A 13,865-nucleotide genomic window follows, 5' to 3' on the forward strand; every position below is an offset into this window, starting at 1 on the left:
TATCTCTCTTATCTGGGTTTAATACTTTCGTTAATGACTTGTGCGCCGAACTCGTTGCAAAGCATCGCCACTTTCTCATCTTGCTGGATGAACTTATGGGCATGAGCTAAACGCATATTATTGATTGCTTGTTGCACGGCATAAGGAGTGTCACTCACTTCACCCGTGCTAATTTCCAATGAAACGTCTTGCTGTAATACGTTGGCAAGCGCTTCAGTCAATGACTCTCGAGTCGATGGGCTCATTAGGTGAGCCTTATCCTCTGCCAAAACCAGACTCACTTTATCGCCATTCTTCTGATACATACTGTGAATGGCCACTTGCTTGGTTAAGCCAGGTAAATTCATCTCGTCTATCAGTTGACTCCATGTGTCCAATTGCTTGGCATATTCCACCTTCTTGCCGTCAGACAAACGGTGAGGAATATCAAAGTCCACATCAACTGCAACTGACGATCCGGCCTCAGATTCGACAACACCATTGATATCACTGATACTATTTTCGTCATCCGCTTTATCAGAGTCTTCTTCATCTGAAAGCACGGTTAATGTAGGGTCGTTAGGCGCAATTTCAAGCGCCTCTATCGACGTTGCTGTCGCACTCTCTGTAGATGTAGGCTCATGTGTGACATCAGCATTAAACGGGACTTCATCAACGCTCAGTTTTTTTTTATCAGCCTCTGTCGGTTGATTGAAATCAGAAACAAACATTGAACTCGCTTGCCCATCATCTAAATCAAATGGCGGCAAGTCATCATCGTCGTCTATCGAGGCATTTTCAAACTGAGATTGTGCTAATGAGCCTTGTTCACTCTGATTTTCTGGCGTTTGTTGCTCTGTGCTTTTTCTGGCAAAGAGTCTTTCCGCAGGGTTATCAAATAATGATTCTTCTTTGTCTTCGGTTTTATTATCTGCTGCTACCACATCATTAATTTGAGTACGCAGCGCGAGTAATTCTTCAGTTTTCAGGAAACTGGAAGTCGAAGTGCCATTTTCAGACTCCGACTCCGCAGGGAGAGAAGTAGTAGAATCTGTCGCCATCTGTTCCTCATGATACTGAGGTGCAGAATAGGAAGTGCTTTCAAAATGCTGGCTATATTGAGCACTATCAAGATGAACAAATTCTTCGTCCGTCATGGGCTCCAATGGCATATCCATCTCACTATATTCATAGGAGATATTATTGTCATAGGAGGTGTGCTCTTGCGGCTGTTCGACTTGCTCTACGACTGGAGTATCGTCGCTTTGAGCGGACACTACCTGTTCAGAAACATCAGACGTTGTTTGCTCATCTTCTGTGCTTTGAGTTTGTTGCGTCGCCTGCTCTTGTTGTGTAACAAGCTCGGCTTGAATGCTCTGCTCTTGCTTTTCGTCTGCCAAGACTGACTCATTGGTTTCTGTTGAAGCAATAGCACTGGTTCCAAATTCGTTTTCACGAATAACACTGGCTTCAGCCAACAAGCTTTCTTGTTCCGACTGCAAACTCTCTACTAGCTGAGCTTCATCTTCTGATTCTACTTCTTCTGATTCGACTTCTTCAGCTCCATCAGACTCTTCATCAAAAAGACCAAAATTAAGCGATGTGTCCATCTCTGGCTCATCGTGTTGAGCATCAACTTGATCATCAAGTAATGACCCGCCTTGTGAATGATATTCAGGCTGAACCTGAGTAGTCGCTTCAGGTTCAATGGACTGAGAAGCATCGGCAGCTAACTCAGTTCCATCAACAGAGTCTGCTTGTTGCGGCTCATTCGATTCAGAGATAACTGGCTCAACTGCGCTTGTCTCTGGAGCACTGTCATACTTTGGGACGTCTGCACTCACCTCACTATTTTCATTTAAAGCAGGAGGTGGTGTTGAACTCGGTGTTGGTGTTTGCGAAGAAAAGGCTTTAGCTTGTTCAAGTAACTGTTGGGCAACATTCTCAACCAAAGACATGGATGATCTTGCGCCAGCTAAATCAGCCATTTCTGCTTCAACGGCATTGAGTTCTGTTGTATCCAGCTTGTCATTTTCAGGAACGAAAGCCAGCATTCTTAACAAGGTCATTTCCAATCCCACACGCCCGTCTATGGCATGCGGCATATCTTTGCGACCTTGTAAGGCGATTTGATACAAAAGTTGGACATTCTCTGGCGTGATATTTTTAGCTAAAACAAATACCGCCTTGGCAGAGTGGGTTTCCAATTTACAGGCATCGGGCACAAATTGAGTCAATGCCACTTGGTGCAAATAACTCATCAGCTCTGAAAGCACCTGCGCATAATCAGGGGATTGCAGTGACAAGCTTTCCACCAAACCCAAAACTGTATGCTTATCTTTCTTGATAATGGCATTCAACAGCTTTAATACAACATTACGATCCAGTAAGCCCAACATGTCGGCAACGACTTGTGCTGTCACTTGACCATTACCTTGCGCAATCGCCTGGTCGGTCAAACTCAGTGAATCACGCATACTGCCTTGTGCTGCACGAGCGATTTCCTGTAATCCGGAATCTTCAGCAGGAATATTTTCAGCCTGCAAAATATGCTGTAACTGATGGAAAATTTGCTCACGAGTCAGCGATTTCAAACTGAACTGCAAGCAACGAGACAGTATGGTTACGGGCAGTTTTTGCGGATCAGTAGTGGCTAATAAGAACTTAACGTGAGGAGGCGGTTCTTCCAGGGTCTTCAACAAAGCATTAAAACTATGCTTGGATAGCATATGGACTTCGTCGATGAGATAAACCTTGTACTGGCCTCTTGTGGGCTTGTATTGAACGTTGTCGAGTAACTCTCTTGTGTCCTCGACCTTGGTACGAGACGCAGCGTCAATTTCTAATAAATCAACATAATTGCCCTGCTCAATCTCTTTACAGGTTGGGCATTGTCCGCAAGGATTTGAACCCATTCCCTGTTCGCAATTCAAGCTCTTGGCAAAGATTCTGGCAATCGTGGTTTTACCTACCCCTCGAGTACCAGTGAAAAGATATGCATGGTGAAGACGATTATTATCCAGCGCGCTGGATATCGCCGCAATGACGTGTTCCTGGCCTACCAACTCGGAAAATTTGCGAGGTCGCCACTTCCTGGCGAGAACCTGATAACCCATTATTGCTTCAATCCCCTTCAAACTGGCAGATAGATCGACAGCTTATTCCATTCTCTGCAAGTTTCGTTTCACCACCTAAATCTGGTAGCGAGACAACAAATCCAGCGTGCTCAACCACGCCACCCAATTGACGAATTAAGTTAGCCGTAGCCAGCATAGTGCCGCCTGTCGCTAACAAATCATCAATCATTAATACTCGTTCACCCTGAAAGACAGAGTCGTGATGCATTTCCAGCATGTCTGAACCATATTCCAGTTCATAGCGCTCTGAAATGACTTTGCGAGGTAATTTATTGGGTTTTCGAACGGGAACAAACCCAACACCTAATGCAATGGCAAGAGGTGCGCCGAAGATAAAACCTCGAGCTTCTGTGCCGGCAATCTGGTCAAACTCATAACCAGAGTAGAACTCAGCCAGCAACTCAATAGCGCGTTTAAAGGCGGTTTTGTCCTGCATTAAACTGGTTACGTCTCTAAACTGAATGCCCGGTTTCGGGTAATCAGGCACCGTCTTAATCGCGGCTTTAACCAATTCTGCGGACATAATGCGCCTCTGGTGTCATTAGCTGTGCTTGATTACAGATAAAAAGTTAGCCAGCCAAGAATAACGTGCATCAATGGCATAGCAAGTAGTACGGCTACAGCAATAAAGAAATAGGTGAAGTTGAAAGGATCATGAGGTGCCTGACTTTGCTCTTCGTGTTGCATTTTTAACTCCCAAAAACTGCTTGGGGGAACAACTTCCCCTGAATTATCTGTGGAGCGCAATGGTAATGCAAATGCGAATATGAGGCAATGATAGAGGATGATACCAAGGTAACAATTCGGTATTGCTACCTCAGATTATTCATTCCGGTAGAAGTATTTCTGCTACCAGCATTTGCTCAATAATTTGTAGCGCTCCCTGGCGAACCTGTTCTTCTGGAAATTGTGTGAGCCCTTGTATCAATTGCTGAATTAATTCTTCCACAGGAATGTGTTCATACTGCTTAACCAAGGTTAACAAGTGTGCAGAAAGTGCATTCACTTCGGTAAACTTCACTTCATCATTCAATTTCCTGTTTACCACCAAATAAGTGGTTCCGTTGCTTTCGTAAGGTTGAAACTCTTCGGAAATCTGATGTACCGGGAATTGATAGCTCAATAACTCGGCAAGAGGTGAAAAAGACAAACTGGATACCGCTGATTGCCCGTCCCATACTGAGAATGGTTGCTCCAAAATACGTATGCTTAAGGCAAGCTCAATCCATTCATAGTGAGCTAACTCCACCATGAAGGGAGGATCACTGTTCTGCATTTGGTACTCGTTGCTCAGGAACTCCACAAACTCTTTACTGATATCAACAAAATAAGGGGAGCGACAATGGTGGGATGAAAAGAAATCTCTGGCGAGTTGTTGCCATGCGTTTTCTTGGTAAAGGCTCGCCAATACAGGAAAGCCATTGTCTAAAAAGCCACGAATATTATTGAAAAACAGCTCTCGATAGATCTTAAGACGCCTTTCTTCTAATCCTGCAACAGGCGGATTGCTATCGGGGTTACGAATATGGTCGGCAAACTGCTTCTGAACCCGTTGAAACGCTTGCATCATGCGCTCCTCATTGCATTTTTTATCGTACCTTTTATTTCACTTTGCTGATATTGGTGCTGAATTTTCCGGATCTGTTCAACTTCCAAAAGTAATTCAGCTATTGGCGGTATGTTGAAATCACGTTCCAGTAAGGTTGGAAAAACGCCATGGATCTCATAAGCTTTTTCCAGCAGCTTCCATACTGGTTCAACCACATCTGCGCCGTGAGTATCAACAATCAGATCTTCGGCCTCATTAAAATGCCCAGCGATATGCCCGTATACGATTCTATCGGTAGGCAAGTTGGCCAGAAATTCCTCGGCATCATAACCATGATTGACTGAGTTAACATAGATGTTATTCACATCCAGCAGCATCAGGCATCCTGATTCCTGTAATACGCCTTGAGTAAACTCCAGTTCAGTTAGCTCTTTCCCTGGGGCTGCATAGTAGGACACATTTTCCATCAATAACGGGCGTTCCAATATATCCTGAACCTGCTTGATGCGATCCGACACGTAGTGAATCGCTTCCTCGGTGAAAGGGATGGGCATGAGATCATACAAATGACCATTACCAGAGCAATAACTCAAGTGGTCGCTGTAATAGAGAATATTGTGCTGATTGAGGAAATGCTTTACCTCTTTCACAAAATTAATGTCCAGAGGATCTGGGCTTCCAATTGAAAGGGATAGGCCATGAGCTACAAAGTTATTAGCTTTGGTAAATTGAGTTAAAACCTTATGATAAGAACCACCTAAAGGGATCCAGTTCTCAGGAGCAATTTCCCAAAAATCGACCGTATCAGGCAACTGTCCGCACAACTCGCGGAGCATTTCTCTACGCAGCCCCAGGCCCACACCAGATAAATTATTCATTGCTCACTCAATTCTCATTTATATTCTTGCGTTGTAATCCATATCAACTATGAGAAAGGCCGGATAACCGGCCTTGCTAGCACAAATCAAAAACAGATTAAGCTTGACCGCCGCACTTACCTTCGCCGCATTTAGCTTCTTTAGCTTTGTCCTTGCCACATTTTCCTTCTTTGGCTTTGCTACCGCACTTGCCTTCGCCGCATTTGCCTTCGTGCTTGGCTTTACCTTCACCGCACTTGCCTTCGCCGCATTTACCTTCGTGCTTGGCTTTGCCTTCACCACACTTGCCTTCGCCGCATTTACCTTCGTGCTTGGCTTTGCCTTCACCGCACTTGCCTTCGCCGCATTTGCCTTCGTGATGCACTTTACCTTCACCACATTTGCCTTCTGCTTCCTTACCGCCGCATTTACCTTCGCCACATTTACCTTCGGCGGCAGTTTGCATATAACCGGCATCAAGACTGTTCATCGCAAAAAGGTTGGCATTTGCTTCTACCGAAATAGTAGCCAATGAACCTAGTACAACAGCACCAACAGCAGAAGCAATGTTCGATTTCTTAACCTGTTTCATATTCTTTTCCTAAACAATTATACGAGAGTCATGTTTCGTTATACGCCTAGCGACGTGTCCAAGTGAGTAGACCTCAGCTTTATTTTTTTAATTTCATTAAAAACGTATTTATTTAATAAATAATACGCTTTTATTCTTGCAAGCGTTCCCTAAACAATAAAACCGTTCAACAGCTTGGCATCGCAAGGAATTGAGCAGGGAATCAGGCAAGCCAATTAATACTAGCAAAGAATCTGGTAAATTCTATGCCTGAAATGCATGACTGTGAACAATATAACGTGAAAGGTATCTAAGATATGGGATTGGGTAACGCAAAAAAGAAAAGGCTCCGAAGAGCCTTTTTCTATATAAGTTTGATGCCGCGATTTTTCGCTTTTTCCTTAACGTAAGGTTCCCAAGCTGCAGCATTACGAGCCGTCGATTTATCTTTCTTCGCCTCTTGAATGTGCTGATATGCCTGTTTGAACTTACCTTGATAGAAATAAGCTTCCATCATCGCCATGTGTATAGCGCCTTCCTTCTTGGAACCAGAATCGAGTGCTTTTTGCAAAGCGTCTAAAGCTTGAGGATACTTCTCTGCGCCTAGCAACAAAGTACCTTGCTTACGATAGTGTTCCGGATCAGAACTTAGAGCAGCAGCTTCACCATAATAGGTCGCCGCTTTCATATGTTCTTTAGCTCTATGCCATGAGTTTGCAATGGCAGACAGATTTGATGCATCTTTCTTCAACAATCCAGACTTCAAGAATTTTTCATGCAATACAGCAGATTGATATGGAATTTCGTTAGTCGCATAAAGCTGAACTAATGCTTTAATCTCTGACGCTTTTTCCAAATAACCTTGTGTATAAGCCAATTCAAATGTCTGTAAGGCTTTAGCATAATCTTCAACCAGCATGTAGAAGAACCCTAGTTGAGTCCACCACTGCTTGGTTTCAGGGAACATCTTAACCAGTTGTTCCGCTACCTTAATAGTTTCAGGATACATCTTACGCTCGTAGTACGACGTCATCTTAAGAACATAAGGGTTCTTATTAGGTTTGTCGTATAACGCAATTGCTTTATCAGCAGGTGCGATCATTTTAGCCAATTGCTTGGTTTCATAGAACGCTTGCGCCTGACGAGTGTAAATGTCTGCATCTTCCTTACATGTGAATTTCATCCATTCGTCATACCACTTGATCGCTTCCCCATATTGCTTTTCCTGCATATTGAGGTCACCAACCAAACGTAACGTTGATGCATGTTCACTGTCATTCAACACTTTGGTCTGAACAGTTTTCAGCAAGTAATCAAGAGCATTCTTACCTTCACCGTCTTTGGCAGCCAACAGGTTACCTAAAAAACGGTATACATACGCTTGATCAAAATCGTCAGAGGATTCAATTTCTTTCAAAATTGCAATTGCCTCTTCGATCTGATCAGTATTGTATGCTTCAAAAGCTCTTTGAACTTTTTTACCCACACGCTGCCCAGGGATTTTGGTTGGGCCTTGTTTGTATCCAGGACACTCAACGGCCAAACTTTGTGCCATTACAGTATTCATAGATAACGAACCTACAACCAATAGCGATGATGCCACCCATTTGATCAAAGGACTTTTTTGATTCTTAATCATGATCATGAACCAGCCTCCAATTTGAAGTCCAATTGAACTCTCATATTGAATTGCTTAACAGGCTTTCCTTCTACAATCTTAGGCTTGTACTTCCATTTATTCAGTGCACGCTTTGCCTCACGGTCAAAGATACGCTTAGGTTCCGCGTCGATAACTTCAACATCCTCTACCCCACCAAGCTCATTGATAGTAAATGACAGTTTTACCCAACCTTCTTTACCATCACGCGCAGCCTGAATTGGATAACGCGGTTCAATCCTTACGATTGGTGTCGCTTCACCATCCCTTTGCATTGCACCTGGAGAACCAATATCAATGGAATTCCCACCCAGATCAACACCTGGCATATTAAATGAAACCGCACCTGGATCTGGCTCAGCTGAGTCAGGTTCCTGAGGCTCCATTTTAGGAGGCTGTTGTGGCGGAGGTGGAGGCGGAGGCGGAACACGTTGGCGTACCTCTGTGGCGCTATCCGGCTCATCCATTACAATATCAATTACCGGTGTTGGAGGCACTTCATCAGCTGGACGCTGTGAATTAGCAATTAACGTTGCCATCAACACGAACAAGGCAAAAGTTACTGCGGCACCTAATAATACAGATACTATTAGACGTCCCATATTAACCACCTTTTGCTGCTACCGAAATCCTGGAAATACCTGCAGCTTTTACTTGATCCATCACTTCAACCACCTTTCCATGCTCTGCTTTTTCATCAGCCTGAATGATTACGACTTCAGTAGGTTGCTCTGCAAGCATACGTTCAATGTTTGCACGTACACGCTCAACATCTACTTCGCGTTTATCCATCCAAACGTCGCCATCTTCATTAATCGCAATAAAGATGTTTGCTGACTTTTGCTTGGTTGCGTTACTAGCGTCAGGTTTATTAACTTCAATACCAGCCTCTTTCACAAAGGAGGTTGTCACGATAAAGAAGATAAGCATGATAAACACGATGTCGAGCATCGGTGTCATATCAATACTTGCATCCTCTTCTTCTGCACGATGTTTACGAGCCATATAAAAATCTCTCTAGTGATGAGGCAAACTGTCAACTAACTTCTCTTTGGCCATCTTGACTTTCGATTCCAGACGAGTGCTGAAAAACAGTCCTGACAAGGCCGCAACCATTCCCGCCATAGTCGGGATTGTTGCCATGGAGATACCCGCAGCCATCAGGCGAGGGTTTCCAGTGCCTTGAGTTGCCATCGTTTCGAATACGGTAATCATTCCGGTTACAGTACCCAATAGTCCAATAAGAGGACACATGGCGACCAAAGTTTTAATTAACAATACACGCTCACTTAACTTATCGGACGCTTCGGAAATCCAAGCGTCACGGATTCTATGCGCATACCAGGAAGTGGTATCTGAACGCTGATCCCAATCTGCAATAATTTTGCTTTGCAATTTAGGAAATACAGCATTCAAAAACCAGAAGCGCTCAATCATACATATCCACATAAGGAAGAGCGCAAGTGCGACAACGTAAAGAACGTCACCGCCAGTAGCGATAAAATCCCTGACAGATTCCCATAGTTCTATCAGGAATAACATCTTATGCTTTCTCCCCTTCTGCGCGAGCAGCTACGATACCAGCTGCTTGCTCATCCAGAATATGAACAATTGATTTGCTACGACCTGCAACAACGCTGTGCAGAAGAATTAGAGGTAATGCTGCGATAATACCTTGAGCCGTTGTTACCAACGCCATCGAGATACTTCCCGCCATGATTCTTGGGTCACCTGTACCGAACAATGTGATTTGTTGGAAGGTTGCAATCATACCGATTACCGTACCTAGTAGACCTAGTAACGGGGCGATAGCTGCAAGAATCTTAATCAGGTTGATACCACTTTCAATTGAAGGCAGTTCACGCAAGATAGCTTCATCCAGTTTCAATTCCAAAGTCTCAGTGTCTGCATTTTTGTTTTCTTCATAAACAGTCAAAATGCGGCCAAGAGGGTTTGAAGTAGAAGGATTTTGAGGGTTGTTCAATTGCTTTCTGATACCGCCGCTCATCACAGTCAGAACGATGATCTTATACAGAGCAATCAACAAACCGATAGCCAACATGACAGTGATAACATAACCAGGCAAACCACCTGCATGATATCTTTCCATCATGGTTGCTTTAGCAGTCAACAAGCCAAGGATTTGACCTTGAGAAGGGTCGATATAAACCGCTTCTAAACCAGAGCCGCCTGTAGCAAAACCAGTAGCTGAATTAACCATGTAACCATCAGGTTGACGACCTAAAGGCTGAACTTGTTTCAAGTCATCTTTATAGGTCAGGTAACCTTCGGCACTAACCAGGTTGAAAGTACCGATACGAACCACTTCTTTCTGCTCTGAGCCACCGTCAAGGCTAACAACTTCAGTAGTGAAGCGAGAAACTTTACCTGATTGAGTCATTTCAGTTTGAAGTGCGAACCACAAATCTTCCAATTCTTTAATGTTAGGAAGACCTTTGGATTCATTAGACATTCTTTCAAGGAAGTCTGCACGACCAGGGTATTGAGCACTTACGATAGAGGTTGAAATACGTCCGTAAGCTTCAGCAGAGGCTTGACGAACAACACCAAACATCTCACCCAAAGTGCCTACTGCATTTTGCAGTTCAACTTCTTTATTAGCTAAGGTAACTTCGTTTTCTTCGAATTGCTTCTTCAAACGATCGCCACGTTCTTTTTCAGCTTTCAATCCCGCGCGAGCTTTGTTTAACAGAGCTTGCTTGTCTGCACGAGCAGCTTGGAATTCAGCTTCACGTTGTTTGTTAACACGTGCTTCAGAAACACGGTTTTTCTTCACTTCTTCCAGAAGTGCATCAAGTGAATCTGCGGCCTGTGCAGATGCAGCTGCCATAGCTACAGTTCCACTGACTAATAGTAGTTTCAACAAATTCTTCATAGTCACTTACTCCGCAGCTCGGATAGGCATCTTGATTAGGTTAACAGGAACGATCTTGCGAGCCATTTTCACAGCTTCAACAACAGAACCCAGGTATTCATCACCTAGTTGTTCCCAAGCTCTGGAATCATTATTCCAAACCCATGCACTTTTCTGATCAAGTGACAATGCAACCATCGCTGTACGACCCAGGTTGAAGAAATCAACAGCAATATTGGTACCGTTGTAGTTCAAATCACCCTGATAAGCACGGATGCTTGAACCGTATTCAAGTTCAACCTGATAAGCTTCCAATACTTGTCTGAACTGCTCAGAAGTAGAAACGTTTGAATTGCCCATTAGATCACGTAATTTTGCTACGCGAGCTTTTCTTTCTTCATGATTAATTGGCACGTCTAAATCAATGAATTGATCCAATGAGTCAATCATTTTATACATCAAAGGTACAACGCCTTTTTTAACGCCATCGATACTGTCAATTTGACGTTGCAATGCGTTAATGCCGTCCTGTTGGTCTGCAACCAATCCAGCGACATGGTCGTTATACACTTTCAAGTTCTCGGTTTCGTCCAGAACTTGACGATATTCAATTAATAGGTCTTGAGTTTGCTCATAGAGCTTATCGATACGCTTCTGGGATTGGATTGCAGCAGCGTTCGTTTTCGCTTCCTCTTTTTGCAGGTTGATAAGAGGATCTGCAGAGACTGCGGGGCTGCTACTGAGCGCGAATGCACTCAAAATAGTAGAAGCAATAATATTTCTCTTGCTCATCTTGGACATAGTTCCCAACCAATTGTCTAGTTTTGAATCCTCGTTACGCATCCAGTAGCCAGTAACAAGGGACGATTAAAAACGTTATATTTTTATTGGATTCAGCACTTAACTTTCGTTCAAAAGCCAAACACTGGAACCCGGGGATATTCACACGGATAGAGACAACAAGTCAAGCCGACATAGCTAGCTAATTCTAAACGGATTCAATTCATTTTAAGACGTTTTTTGCAATTTTACCTTCATGATACCCTCATATTTAACACTTTTATTTAAAACCATCACAGAATCAATCAGATCCGAGCACAAATAAACGAACATTTTTTTGATGATTTTATAAACAATTTCAAGCAACTATATACTTACTTTGCGATAAAGAATGAAGAGTGAATAAATGCAGCGGGATACATTAGTTACCAAAGATAATTTTCATCTTTTTCAAGCAACATTCGGAATTGATTATTTAATCGCTCAGATTGTTTAAACTTCTCTGTATTAATGAGTAATTAATAGCTCAATCCAATAAATATCTTTCACGAAAATGAAAACAAAACGGGATGTAAGTACGACCTTATTTCATAAAACCAATAAATGACTAATCACTATTAAGACCTTGTGCAGCTAAGATCTTTTTTGCCTGAGTTAGATGATTTTCGTAGTTCAACCAGCGCTTAACTGCACTTTCGTATAGTGGCTTTCTAACCTGCCAAATGCTAGCTGTACTCACTGCATTCGATGACTGATGAAATTGCAAACATTGCTCATCCCAATCAACAACACAATAATCAAGCAACCTCCGAGTGGTATCAGCTTGATTTGCAACAAAGTCTTCATAAGACAAACAAAAAATCTGTTCCCCAAAAACAGAACGCCAGTGCTGTAACAATCGATAATGCTGCCCGTAGTAGTGAGCAATATGTTCCAGATTATTTGCATAAGGCAGATCATTGCCCAAATGCTGGAAATAAACAGATATCATATTATCCAGCGGGTGACGCAGAGTATGGATAATCCTGGCATTTGGAAATATCAGCTTGATTAACCCAATGTGCATAAAGTTATCGGGTCTTTTATCTATGATGTGTGTGTGTGTAGCTTTATCACCGAAGCGCTCTGTTAAGAAGGCTAAATAAGATTCTCGAATTCCCCGAAGCTTTTCTCCCACATCTTCAATTCCACCTAAGTCAGATGGATAATTTGGAAAAACCTTCCGAACGGCATTGTTGATAAATTCAAGTTCTCCCCCACTGGTAAATGACTCGTGCTTCGATAGTACCTGCTCAATAAGTGTTGTACCGGAGCGGAACATACCACAGACAAATACGGGGGATTTAACATGAGAAGAATCTGCTTCATCTAGCGTGATTGAGGAAAAAAGCTCAGGAGAAAAAATATCAATAAGATCTGAAATCCGTTTTTTCATCTTGTCAGGTTCATATTCCCCTACTCGACGTTCAGATAGTACATTGCCTTGTTGATAGTATTGAAAAGCGGCATCGTATTGCTTGTGTTCGTCATACAATTTACCCAAACCAAAACAGATACTTTCACGCTGAGGCTCAGACAGTTTACCTTCACTAAGCAATCGGCTTACTGTCTCGATCAAAGGATGATTGATATTATTAAAGGCACTTGCATTAGCTAAACGCTCAAATACTTGCTCATAAGCAGGGTTAGTTTCAGCAAGCTTAAAGTAAATCTCTAATGCTCTGTCTTTATCACCCAATTCTTCATAAATGGTTGCCAAATTAAAATGTGCATCTTGGTATTCCGGTGCAATATCAAGCGCCTGTTTTAATTCAACTATGGCACTCTCGTGCTTTCCCTGACGATAAAACAACACAGAACGATTGAGGAACACTTCTTCAGGCTGAGAAATATTCAGATCCAGGCATATCTGATAATGCGTGAGTGCCTCGCTAAAGGCTTCGATTTTCCCCAAGAGCATAGCCAGATTAAAATGCGCTGTTGCATTGTCGGGAAATGCCTTTAATAAAGATTGATATACCGATATGGCAGAAGGAAGCTGGTTCAAATACTGGTAAACATCTGCCAGATAAAAATAGGTGCCTTGCTCGGTAGGAAAATAATGAATCATTGATTTGAGCGTATCAATCAAACCTTGATAGTTTCGCTGCTGGCTTTGAGCATTCACCATCATTTGTAGAGCTTGATGATGATTTGGAGTGTATTGCAAAATTTCACTCAATTTTTCCACGCCAGCTGAAAAATTTCCCAATTGCATATCCAATCGTGCAGAGGCAAGTTGTTGCTCTACTTTTTCAGACACTTTACATCACCCCGTTTTTAGCATTTTCTATTTAATTAACAGCAAGGCACAAGATAATAACATTTTGAAGCATTTCGTTGTTCAACAAAGCAAAAAGAATTCTGTTAGACTCATTTTTGTTCGTATTTTACGAATAATTTATAACTATAGGCAGGAAG

13 protein-coding genes are annotated in these 13,865 nt (G+C 42.6%); all 13 read right to left on the reverse strand.

All coding sequences use genetic code 11. From position 1 onward, the window contains the following. Positions 1-8 precede the first annotated feature (8 nt). The 13 genes from dnaX to KIH87_RS13755 all read right to left on the reverse strand — a co-directional run bounded on the left by dnaX (position 9) and on the right by KIH87_RS13755 (position 13,707). Positions 9-3,095 (reverse strand): DNA polymerase III subunit gamma/tau, encoded by a 3,087-nt coding sequence (gene dnaX, locus KIH87_RS13700; protein WP_232358428.1) that lies wholly within the window; start codon positions 3,093-3,095, stop codon positions 9-11. A 7-nt stretch (positions 3,096-3,102) separates the two neighbouring features. After that, positions 3,103-3,639, reverse strand: coding sequence for an adenine phosphoribosyltransferase (gene apt, locus KIH87_RS13705; RefSeq protein ID WP_232358429.1), 537 nt, complete (start codon positions 3,637-3,639; stop codon positions 3,103-3,105). A 32-nt stretch (positions 3,640-3,671) separates the two neighbouring features. Beyond that, on the reverse strand, positions 3,672-3,803 hold the full coding sequence (locus KIH87_RS19440) for a hypothetical protein (protein ID WP_269751476.1): 132 nt from the start codon (positions 3,801-3,803) through the stop codon (positions 3,672-3,674). Positions 3,804-3,942: 139 nt separating this feature from the next. Continuing rightward, positions 3,943-4,686, reverse strand: a complete 744-nt coding sequence (locus KIH87_RS13710; RefSeq protein WP_232358430.1) for an HvfC family RiPP maturation protein — start codon at positions 4,684-4,686, stop codon at positions 3,943-3,945. Continuing rightward, positions 4,683-5,543 (reverse strand): HvfB family MNIO-type RiPP peptide maturase, encoded by an 861-nt coding sequence (locus tag KIH87_RS13715; protein ID WP_232358431.1) that lies wholly within the window; start codon positions 5,541-5,543, stop codon positions 4,683-4,685. Before KIH87_RS13715 ends, KIH87_RS13710 begins: the two co-directional genes overlap by 4 nt. 97 nt (positions 5,544-5,640) lie before the next feature. Next, positions 5,641-6,114, reverse strand: coding sequence for an HvfA family oxazolone/thioamide-modified RiPP metallophore (locus tag KIH87_RS13720; protein WP_232358432.1), 474 nt, complete (start codon positions 6,112-6,114; stop codon positions 5,641-5,643). A gap of 343 nt (positions 6,115-6,457) precedes the next feature. Next, positions 6,458-7,732, reverse strand: a complete 1,275-nt coding sequence (locus KIH87_RS13725; RefSeq protein WP_408635815.1) for a tetratricopeptide repeat protein — start codon at positions 7,730-7,732, stop codon at positions 6,458-6,460. A gap of 2 nt (positions 7,733-7,734) precedes the next feature. Beyond that, positions 7,735-8,352: an energy transducer TonB gene (locus tag KIH87_RS13730; protein WP_232358433.1), complete on the reverse strand. Its 618-nt coding sequence runs from the start codon at positions 8,350-8,352 to the stop codon at positions 7,735-7,737. A gap of 1 nt (position 8,353) precedes the next feature. Continuing rightward, positions 8,354-8,755 (reverse strand): ExbD/TolR family protein, encoded by a 402-nt coding sequence (locus tag KIH87_RS13735; protein WP_232358434.1) that lies wholly within the window; start codon positions 8,753-8,755, stop codon positions 8,354-8,356. 12 nt (positions 8,756-8,767) lie between these two features. Further along, positions 8,768-9,292, reverse strand: a complete 525-nt coding sequence (locus KIH87_RS13740) for a MotA/TolQ/ExbB proton channel family protein (protein ID WP_232358435.1) — start codon at positions 9,290-9,292, stop codon at positions 8,768-8,770. A 1-nt stretch (position 9,293) separates the two neighbouring features. Beyond that, a complete protein-coding gene (locus tag KIH87_RS13745) occupies positions 9,294-10,646 on the reverse strand; it encodes a MotA/TolQ/ExbB proton channel family protein (RefSeq protein WP_232358436.1) in 1,353 nt (450 codons plus the stop codon). Positions 10,647-10,652: 6 nt separating this feature from the next. Beyond that, positions 10,653-11,417 carry a DUF3450 domain-containing protein gene (locus KIH87_RS13750; RefSeq protein WP_232358437.1) on the reverse strand — a complete coding sequence of 255 codons (765 nt, stop codon included), beginning with the start codon at positions 11,415-11,417 and terminating at the stop codon, positions 10,653-10,655. 595 nt (positions 11,418-12,012) lie between these two features. After that, on the reverse strand, positions 12,013-13,707 hold the full coding sequence (locus KIH87_RS13755) for a tetratricopeptide repeat-containing sulfotransferase family protein (RefSeq protein ID WP_232358438.1): 1,695 nt from the start codon (positions 13,705-13,707) through the stop codon (positions 12,013-12,015). Between the last annotated feature and the right edge of the window lie 158 nt (positions 13,708-13,865).

It is taken from the genome of Paraneptunicella aestuarii (assembly GCF_019900845.1).
Taxonomy (GTDB): domain Bacteria; phylum Pseudomonadota; class Gammaproteobacteria; order Enterobacterales; family Alteromonadaceae; genus Paraneptunicella; species Paraneptunicella aestuarii.

Excerpts from the sequence above, each read along its gene's own strand:
- KIH87_RS13750 (WP_232358437.1), bottom strand. The coding sequence starts at position 11,417 with ATGAGCAAGAGAAATATTATTGCTTCTACTATTTTGAGTGCATTCGCG.
- KIH87_RS13740 (WP_232358435.1), bottom strand. The coding sequence starts at position 9,292 with ATGTTATTCCTGATAGAACTATGGGAATCTGTCAGGGATTTTATCGCT.
- KIH87_RS13715 (WP_232358431.1), bottom strand. The coding sequence starts at position 5,543 with ATGAATAATTTATCTGGTGTGGGCCTGGGGCTGCGTAGAGAAATGCTC.
- KIH87_RS13730 (WP_232358433.1), bottom strand. The coding sequence starts at position 8,352 with ATGGGACGTCTAATAGTATCTGTATTATTAGGTGCCGCAGTAACTTTT.
- KIH87_RS13745 (WP_232358436.1), bottom strand. The coding sequence starts at position 10,646 with ATGAAGAATTTGTTGAAACTACTATTAGTCAGTGGAACTGTAGCTATG.
- KIH87_RS13720 (WP_232358432.1), bottom strand. The coding sequence starts at position 6,114 with ATGAAACAGGTTAAGAAATCGAACATTGCTTCTGCTGTTGGTGCTGTT.
- KIH87_RS13735 (WP_232358434.1), bottom strand. The coding sequence starts at position 8,755 with ATGGCTCGTAAACATCGTGCAGAAGAAGAGGATGCAAGTATTGATATG.
- dnaX (WP_232358428.1), bottom strand. The coding sequence starts at position 3,095 with ATGGGTTATCAGGTTCTCGCCAGGAAGTGGCGACCTCGCAAATTTTCC.
- apt (WP_232358429.1), bottom strand. The coding sequence starts at position 3,639 with ATGTCCGCAGAATTGGTTAAAGCCGCGATTAAGACGGTGCCTGATTAC.
- KIH87_RS19440 (WP_269751476.1), bottom strand. The coding sequence starts at position 3,803 with ATGCAACACGAAGAGCAAAGTCAGGCACCTCATGATCCTTTCAACTTC.
- KIH87_RS13725 (WP_408635815.1), bottom strand. The coding sequence starts at position 7,732 with ATGATTAAGAATCAAAAAAGTCCTTTGATCAAATGGGTGGCATCATCG.
- KIH87_RS13710 (WP_232358430.1), bottom strand. The coding sequence starts at position 4,686 with ATGATGCAAGCGTTTCAACGGGTTCAGAAGCAGTTTGCCGACCATATT.